The organism is Pseudomonas sp. KCJK9058, from assembly GCF_046230975.1.
GTDB lineage: Bacteria > Pseudomonadota > Gammaproteobacteria > Pseudomonadales > Pseudomonadaceae > Aquipseudomonas > Aquipseudomonas alloputida.
On sequence record NZ_JBJJLR010000059.1, the window covers coordinates 22,905 to 31,452 of the forward strand.

At 62.7% G+C, this 8,548-nt stretch carries 4 protein-coding genes; 3 read left to right on the forward strand and 1 reads right to left on the reverse strand.

Annotation, left to right across the window (positions count from 1 at the left end):
- Positions 1 to 227: 227 nt before the first annotated feature.
- Positions 228 to 4,058, reverse strand: coding sequence for an EAL domain-containing protein (locus ACK59Z_RS23075; RefSeq protein WP_108190739.1), 3,831 nt, complete (start codon positions 4,056 to 4,058; stop codon positions 228 to 230).
- 248 nt (positions 4,059 to 4,306) lie between these two features.
- Between ACK59Z_RS23075 and ACK59Z_RS23080 the strand changes: the two genes are divergently transcribed.
- From ACK59Z_RS23080 to gdhA, 3 genes are all read left to right on the forward strand, one after another.
- Entirely contained in the window at positions 4,307 to 4,711 is a 405-nt protein-coding gene (locus ACK59Z_RS23080; RefSeq protein ID WP_004575714.1) for a hypothetical protein, read from the forward strand.
- A 304-nt stretch (positions 4,712 to 5,015) separates the two neighbouring features.
- On the forward strand, positions 5,016 to 6,683 hold the full coding sequence (gene ettA, locus ACK59Z_RS23085; protein ID WP_003247499.1) for an energy-dependent translational throttle protein EttA: 1,668 nt from the start codon (positions 5,016 to 5,018) through the stop codon (positions 6,681 to 6,683).
- A 222-nt stretch (positions 6,684 to 6,905) separates the two neighbouring features.
- Positions 6,906 to 8,246 carry an NADP-specific glutamate dehydrogenase gene (gene gdhA, locus ACK59Z_RS23090; RefSeq protein WP_409293710.1) on the forward strand — a complete coding sequence of 447 codons (1,341 nt, stop codon included), beginning with the start codon at positions 6,906 to 6,908 and terminating at the stop codon, positions 8,244 to 8,246.
- Positions 8,247 to 8,548: the final 302 nt, after the last annotated feature.

Below are 8,548 nucleotides of genomic sequence, written 5' to 3' on the forward strand. Positions count from 1 at the left end.
AGTCGCAGACCAATGGGCTTCATCTTGCATCCCGCGCCGTTTCTGGGCTGGGCGGGGGCAGGAGTTGACCTGGAAGTCCGCTTTTTATGCAGGATTGTGTCGCGACATTGTACTTGTCGGAACGGGTTTACCCGCGAAGAAGGCGGCGCGGTGGATGGCACCGGCTTCGCCGGTGTTCGCGGGTAAACCCGGTCCTACCGGGACCTTGCGAGCAGGCAGCGTGCGGGTCAATGGAACATGAACAAGGTCTCGTTGGAGAATTGCGCCTCGAACTGATGCGCCGGCATCGGCCGCCCGAACAGGTAGCCCTGCACCTCGTCGCAACCATGCTCGCGCAGAAACTCCAGCTGTTCGTGGGTTTCCACGCCCTCGGCGATGACTGCCAGGTTGAGGCTGTGGGCCATGGCGATGATCGCCCGGGCAATCTGCGCGTCCTGTTCGCCTTCGGGCAGACCGTCGACGAAGGTACGGTCGATCTTCAGGACGTCGATGGGGAACTGCTTGAGGTAGTTGAGCGATGAGTAGCCGGTGCCGAAGTCATCTACCGCAATGCTCAGGCCGAGGTTCTTCAGGCTGGCAAGTATCTGCAGCGCCTCGTTCACCTCACGCATCAGGATACTTTCGGTCAACTCCAGTTCCAGGCACGCCGGCGGCAGGCCGCTTTCTTCCAGGATGTTGGCAATCCGCGTGCCCAGTTGGCCGTCTGAGAACTGCCGCGCCGAAATATTCACCGACACTTTCGGCACTCGCACCTTGGCCTTGTGCCAGGCCTTGAGCTGGCGGCTGGCCTCGCGCAGCACCCAGTCGCCCACGTCCACCACCAGGCCCAGTTCTTCGATCACCGGGATGAAGTCACCCGGCGGCACCAGGCCACGGGTTGGGTGACGCCAGCGCAGCAGCGCTTCGGCGCCCGTCAGGCGCTTGCCGTCGCCGCTGAACTGCGGCTGGTAGTAGAGGATGAACTCGTTCTGCTCCATGGCATGGCGCAGGTCGCTTTCCAGCTCCAGACGCTCCAGGGCGCTGGCGTTCATTTCGGCCTGGTAGAACTGGAAGTTGTTCTTGCCGCGCTCCTTGGCGTGGTACATGGCGGTGTCGGCGTTCTTCATCAGCTGGCTCAGCTCACTGCCATCCTGCGGGCTGAGGGCGATGCCGATGCTGGCGGTGACGAAGAACTCGCGGTTTTCCAGCACGAACGGCCGCACCAGGCTGCCGAGGATGTTCTCGGCCACGTGGATGGCGCGGTTCAGGGCCATTTCGCGGGTGGGGCGCGGCTGCAGCAGCAGGGTGAACTCGTCGCCGCCCATGCGTGCCACCGTGTCGTCGTCATCCACGCAGGCCAGCAGGCGCAGGGCCATGTCCTTGAGCATGCGGTCGCCGGCCGCATGGCCGAGGGAGTCGTTGATCGGTTTGAAGCGGTCGAGGTCGAGGAACATCAGCACCACCCAGGCCTTCTGCCGCTCGGCCTGCTGCAGGGCATTGTACAAACGGTCCTGGAACAGTGTGCGGTTGGGCAGGTGGGTAAGGGCGTCGTAGTAGGCCAGGCGGTGGATGCGCTGTTCGCTGGCCTTGCGTTCGCTGATGTCGGTGAAGAAGCACACATAGCTGGCCAGGTCGCCTTCGTCGTCCAGTACCGCAGTGATGCCGACCCAGGCCGGGTAGTGGTCGCCGTCACGGCGCTTGAGCCACACTTCACCTTCCCAGCTGCCGCGCTGGTGCAGTTGCTTGACCACATAGCGCAGGTGGCCTTCCTGCTGTTCGTCGACAGTGAGCATGCCCGGCAATTGGTCGAGCACTTCACTGACGGCGTAACCGCTGACGCGGCTGAACGCCTCGTTGGCCTGGACGATATAGCCGGCGGGGTCGGTGATGAGGATCGCCGAGGTGGAGTGTTCAAATACGGTCGCGGCCATGCGCAGGTCTTTTTCGGCACGACGTTGCTGGCTGATGTCGCGGCCCACCCCGAGTACGCCTTCGAAGCGCTGGTCATCGTCCCACACCAGCACCAGGCGCAGCTCGATCGGGATCTTGCGGCCATCGGCACGCAGGCAGTCGAACAGGAACAGTTGGGTGGGTAACTGGCTGCACAGTTGCGCCATCTGCGCCGGATCGCCCATGGCCTTGCTGACACGCTCCATCAGGCTGTAGACGCCGGTGAGCTGGGCCGGGTTGGCGACGATCGACTGCCAGCCGTTGGCGAAGATCCAGTCGGCCTGGTAGCCCAGCACGCTCTGTACCGAGGGGCTGACATAGTTGAGCTTGAGCTGGTTGTCGGTGGAAAAGATCACGTCACTGATGCTTTCGGCGAGCATGCGGTAGCGTTGCTCGCTGTCACGTAGCGACTGGCTGGCCTCGATCTGAACGGTCACATCCTTGCCCACACCGATGATGCGCGTAACCAGGCCTTCGGCGTTGCGGGTCAGCACTTGCTCGCGGATGTCGTAGCAGCGCCAGCTTCCGTCGCGGTGGCGGAAGCGCAGCTGGCAGTGCAGCGGTTGGTCATGACCGCTGTCGCGCTGTTGCTGGCGCAGTGCCTGGTAGTGTGCGGCGTCCTCGGGGTGCAGCAGCAGCTCCCAGAAGCGGTCGCCCATCTGTGCCAGCTCGGTGCGGTCGTAGCCCAGGGTCTGGCCGAGGTGGCGGTTGCTGAAGATCATCCGCTGGCTGGGCACATCCTGCACATACAACTGGTCGGGTACGGTGCGTACCACGTCCGACCAGAAGCTTTCGCGTTCCAGTAGCGACAGCTCCACCTGTTTGCGGCTGGTGATATCGCTGATGCTGAGGATCACCGCCTGGTGATCACGACGCTGCAGCGGCAGGCGGGCCATCAGCCAAAGGTGCAGCTCGTCGCCCTGCGGTGTCGGCAAGCGCACTTCCAGCTCCAGCAGCGGGCGTTGTTCGATCAGTGCGTCGATCAGTTGCATGCCGACGCTGTCTCGGCTGTCGCCAGTGCCATTGATCAGCCGCTGCCAGGCACCTTCGTGGCAGTCGATGTTCAGCAGCTGGCGCGCCACTTGGTTGACCTCGGTGATCTTCAGCTCCAGCAGCAGCGAGCGGCGCAGGTTCGGGTCCAGCGCCAGGCTGTGCTTGAGTGCGGCCCGGTTACGCAGGTGGTAGCGATCGAGCTGGCCAGGCAGGCTGGACAGGTCGAGCACGCACAGGGCAACGCCGGTGCCTTCAAAAATTTCCTGATAACGCCGACGGTCTTCCTGCAGCGCCCGCTGGCGGCGACGCATGTTGATCAGCGCCAGCACCGGCAGCAGGGCGCAGAACAGCACCAGCAGGCACTTGCCGAACAGCGCCGGCAATAATTTTTGTCGGGCCAGTTTGGCGTCGAACAGACCGCGTAGCTGCCAGGTGCTGTTTTCGATAAAGGCCAGCATCACGCTTTGCAGCGGCTCGTCGCTGGTGTCGGTTGCGGTATGGCGCTGCAGCACCTCGCCGCTGCGGCTGTTTTCCAGCAGCCACTGCGGGTGGCCACTGCCCTCGAGGTGGAGGGTAAGCTCGCGGTAATAGTCCGGTGACAGGCGCAGTAGCCAGTAGCCGCTACCCTGTGAGGCATCCTGGCGCAGCAACAGGTACAGGATGTGGTTGTCGGCCGAATTGGTGAAGAAGTACGGGCGTTCCTGGCTCAGCACGAGCAACTCGTCAAGCGACTGGCGGTCGGGGCTGCCGGCCAGGCTGTCGGCGCGTAGCTGCCCTGTGTTGTTCAGCCAGGCCATGCTCTGCAGGGCGGGGAGGCGCTCGCGCAGGGTACCGAGCAGGCTGGGCAGGGCGGCAGGTGTTGGTGCATCAAGGTAGGGTTGCACCACGTTTACGGCCTGTTGCGCCTTGAGCGCCATGTTCAGGCTCAGATGGTCGGCCAGTTCCGCGGAGGCGTCCAGGCTCTGTTTGCGCAATTCGGCCTGGGTATGATTGAACTGGGCGAACAGCTGCCACAGCAGCAGGCCCAGCAGGATCAGGGCCAGCAGCGCCAGCGCACCCTTGATCGACCCGCGCAGGATAGTTGCGGGTGCTTGTGGGGCGGAACGCAATGACGACGGATGAGTAAGGTTGGTCAAGCGTTGATCCTGCGATTGGGCTGGCGATGGCAGGGAATGATCGTGCACGGAGCGTGCCGGCGCCGGGCTTGCGCACCGCGGTGGCGCACTATAAAGCCGGACACCCGAAACCGGCTAGCATGCCTCGGATTATGGCGAAGTGCCAGCCATGTTGACCGGTGGTGGCTGCCCGGTGGTTCGGCAAGCCCCAGTAACCTGTGCGAGAATAGCGCCCGCTATACATGACAACGCATCGGAGATGTTCGCTTTTGGTTACTCACTTTTCCTCCAATGGCCTCGATTCCGCCTGCGGGCGCAGCAGTCAGACCCTTGTCAGTACTGCCGTGACCGAGGACGTATCCTGCAAGTCTTGCCAGCGTTCGCTGGGCAAACCCGAGGCGGCCGCTGCCGCCAAAAGCAAGGCCCCATCGCTGGCTGAACTGCGCAAGACCGCCAAGGTGGCAGCAGAGCCGGCTGTTGCAGTACCGGCGGTCAAGCCGGCAGCCAAGGTGGTCAGCACTGCGCCTGCACCTGGCAAACCGGCCAAGGCGGCCGAGCAGCACCCTGCCCGCAGCGGCGGCTTCAGCGTGAAGTCCGCCTGGGCCGCACGCCTGGCCGAGCAGGGCGACCGTTGCCGCTTGCCGCGGGGCAAGGCCAAGCAGCGTCACGTCTGAGCCTCTTCGGCTGCTGTGCCGGCCCTTTCGCGGGCTCGCCCGCTCCCACAGGAATCGTGGATTCTTCAGACTCTGTGGTGACTCTGTGGGAGCGGGCATGCCCGCGAAGAGGCCGGCACAGGCAATGAATTCATCCCAGGGACCGCACTGATCACACCCCACCATCGGCCCCTCCTATGCAACGCCGCGCGTTGGCGTAGAATGGTCGACTTTGTTCAATGACACCCCGTAAACACATCCCACTGGCCACCGCGTGCCGGGGCGATCGGCGATGTCTTTACCTATCTGATTAGAGGGCTTGGTTTTGGCTCAATACGTCTACACCATGCATCGGCTGAGCAAGGTCGTGCCGCCGAAGCGGGAAATTCTCAAGAACATTTCCCTGTCGTTCTTCCCTGGCGCCAAGATTGGCGTACTTGGCCTGAACGGCGCCGGTAAATCGACCCTGCTGCGGATCATGGCGGGCGTCGACAAGGAATTCGACGGCGAAGCCCGTCCGATGCCCGACATCAACGTGGGTTACCTGCCACAGGAACCGCAACTGGACCCAACCAAGACCGTGCGTGAAGTGGTCGAGGAAGCGGTCAGCGTAATCAAGGACGCCCAGGCCCGCCTGGACGAGGTCTACGCGGCCTACGCCGAGCCGGATGCCGACTTCGACAAGCTGGCCGCCGAGCAGGCCAAGCTGGAAGCCATCCTGCAGGCCGCTGATGGCCACAACCTGGAGCGCCAGCTGGACGTCGCTGCCGACGCCCTGCGCCTGCCCGCCTGGGATGCGCGCATCGAACACCTGTCCGGTGGTGAGAAGCGCCGTGTGGCCCTGTGCCGCCTGCTGCTGTCGGCCCCCGACATGCTGCTGCTCGACGAACCCACCAACCACCTGGACGCCGACTCGGTGGCCTGGCTGGAGCGCTTCCTGCACGACTTCCCGGGTACCGTGGTAGCCATTACCCACGACCGTTACTTCCTCGACAACGTCGCCGGCTGGATCCTGGAGCTGGACCGCGGCGCCGGCATCCCGTACGAAGGCAACTACTCGGGCTGGCTGGAAGCCAAGTCGGAGCGTCTGGCGCAGGAATCCAAGCAGCAGAGCGCCCACGAGAAGGCCATGAAAGAGGAACTGGAGTGGGTGCGCAAAGGCGCCAAAGCGCGCCAGTCCAAATCCAAGGCCCGTCTGCAGCGCTTTGAAGAAATGCAGTCGCAGGAATTCCAGAAGCGCAGCGAAACCAACGAAATCTACATCCCGGCCGGCCCGCGCCTGGGTGACAAGGTTATCGAGTTCAAGAACGTCACCAAGGGCTACGGTGACCGTGTGCTGATCGACAACCTGTCGTTCGCCATGCCCAAAGGTGCCATCGTGGGCGTTATCGGTGGTAACGGTGCCGGTAAGTCGACCCTGTTCCGCATGTTGATGGGCAAGGAGCAGCCGGACTCGGGCAGCATCGAGATCGGTGAAACCGTGCAGTTGGCCTGTGTGGACCAGAGCCGAGAGGACCTGGACGGCGCCAAGACCGTGTTCCAGCAGATCTCCGACGGTTCCGACCAGATCCGCATCGGCAACTACGAGATCCCTTCACGTACCTACGTTGGCCGCTTCAACTTCAAAGGTGGCGATCAGCAGAAGTTCGTCAAGGACCTGTCCGGTGGTGAGCGTGGCCGCCTGCACCTGGCCCTGACCCTGAAGGAAGGCGGTAACGTTCTGCTGCTCGACGAACCGTCCAACGACCTCGACGTCGAAACCCTGCGTTCGCTGGAAGAAGCCCTGCTGGACTTCCCGGGCGCCGCGATCGTGATTTCCCACGACCGTTGGTTCCTGGACCGTGTGGCTACTCACATCCTGGCGTACGAAGACGACTCGAATGTGGTGTTCTTCGAAGGTAACTACACCGAGTACGAAGCCGACCGCAAGAAGCGTCTGGGTGATGCAGCAGCCCAGCCGCACCGTGTACGGCACAAGAAACTGGCCCAGTAAGCTGGTTTTCTGATGCACAAGAATGGGGCCCCAAGGGGCCCCATTTTTGTGCCTGGCGGACCGCTATAAAGGGCGAGGCGAAGGTTTATTTTGTATACACTTACATAAAACGCACCAAATAATTTCAAAAAAACGACATTTCGCCCTATTCCGGTGCGATTGCTTCTTGGTACATTTCTGAAAAAAACCAATAAGTCCAATCCTCTTGGTGAGATGTCTACCATGATCGAATCTGTCGACAATTTCCTTGCACGCCTAAAGCAGCGTGACCCAGGCCAGCCGGAATTCCACCAGGCGGTGGAAGAGGTGCTGCGCACCCTGTGGCCATTCCTTGAAGCCAACCCCCACTACCTGCAGTCCGGCATCCTCGAGCGCATGGTCGAGCCCGAGCGCGCCGTACTGTTCCGCGTCTCCTGGGTCGACGACCAGGGCAAGGTGCAGGTCAACCGCGGTTACCGCATTCAGATGAGCAGTGCCATTGGCCCGTACAAGGGCGGGCTGCGCTTCCACCCGTCGGTGAACCTCAGCGTGCTGAAGTTCCTGGCGTTCGAACAGGTGTTCAAGAACTCGCTGACCTCGCTGCCCATGGGTGGCGGCAAGGGCGGCTCGGACTTTGACCCGAAAGGCAAGAGCGACGCCGAAGTGATGCGCTTCTGCCAGGCGTTCATGAGCGAGCTGTATCGACACATTGGCGCTGACTGCGACGTACCGGCCGGTGACATCGGCGTGGGTGCCCGCGAAATCGGCTTCATGTTCGGCCAGTACAAGCGCCTGGCCAACCAGTTCACCTCGGTGTTGACCGGCAAGGGCATGACCTATGGCGGCAGCCTGATCCGCCCGGAAGCCACCGGCTATGGCTGCGTTTACTTCGCCGAAGAAATGCTCAAGCGTCAGGACAAGCGTATCGACGGCCGCCGCGTGGCGGTGTCTGGTTCGGGCAACGTCGCCCAGTATGCTGCGCGTAAGGTCATGGACCTGGGCGGCAAGGTGATCTCGCTGTCTGATTCTGAAGGTACCTTGTATGCAGAAGCCGGGCTGACCGACGCTCAGTGGGACGCCTTGATGGAGCTGAAAAACGTCAAGCGTGGACGTATCAGCGAGCTGGCCGGGCAATTCGGCCTGGAGTTCCGCAAGGGCCAGACCCCGTGGAGCCTGCCGTGCGACATCGCCCTGCCATGCGCCACGCAGAACGAGCTGGGCGCCGAAGATGCCCGCACCTTGCTGCGTAACGGCTGTATCTGTGTGGCCGAAGGCGCCAACATGCCGACTACCCTCGAGGCTGTGGATATCTTCCTGGACGCCGGCATTCTGTACGCCCCGGGCAAGGCCTCCAATGCGGGCGGCGTAGCCGTGTCGGGCCTGGAAATGTCGCAGAACGCCATGCGCCTGCTGTGGACGGCCGGTGAAGTGGACAGCAAGCTGCACAACATCATGCAGTCGATTCACCATGCATGCGTGCACTACGGTGAAGAGGCTGATGGCTGTATCAACTACGTCAAGGGTGCGAACATCGCGGGCTTCGTGAAAGTGGCCGATGCGATGCTGGCTCAGGGCGTGGTCTGATCTGAGACCTTAGGGGGTCGCTTTGCGGCCCATCGCGACGCAAGGCCGCTCCCACAGGCTCTCACGGGCTCTCACGGGCTCTCACAGGCTCTCACAGGCTCTCACAGGCTCTCACAGGCTACCAAGGGTTGGATTGGTGTCCAATTTCTCGGTGGCAGTCCAGCTTGTGGGAGCGGCCTTGCGTCGCGATGGGCTGCAAAGCAGCCCCCAGGGCCCTCAACCCTCGCCCAGAATCTCAACCACCTCTATCACCTGTTCCCCCCCCGGCCGCCCCCAGACCACCTCATCCCCCGCCCCACCCC

What these genes read in the sequence shown, in the direction of transcription:
- gdhA (WP_409293710.1), top strand. Translation starts at nt 6,906, where the DNA reads ATGATCGAATCTGTCGACAATTTCCTTGCACGCCTAAAGCAGCGTGAC.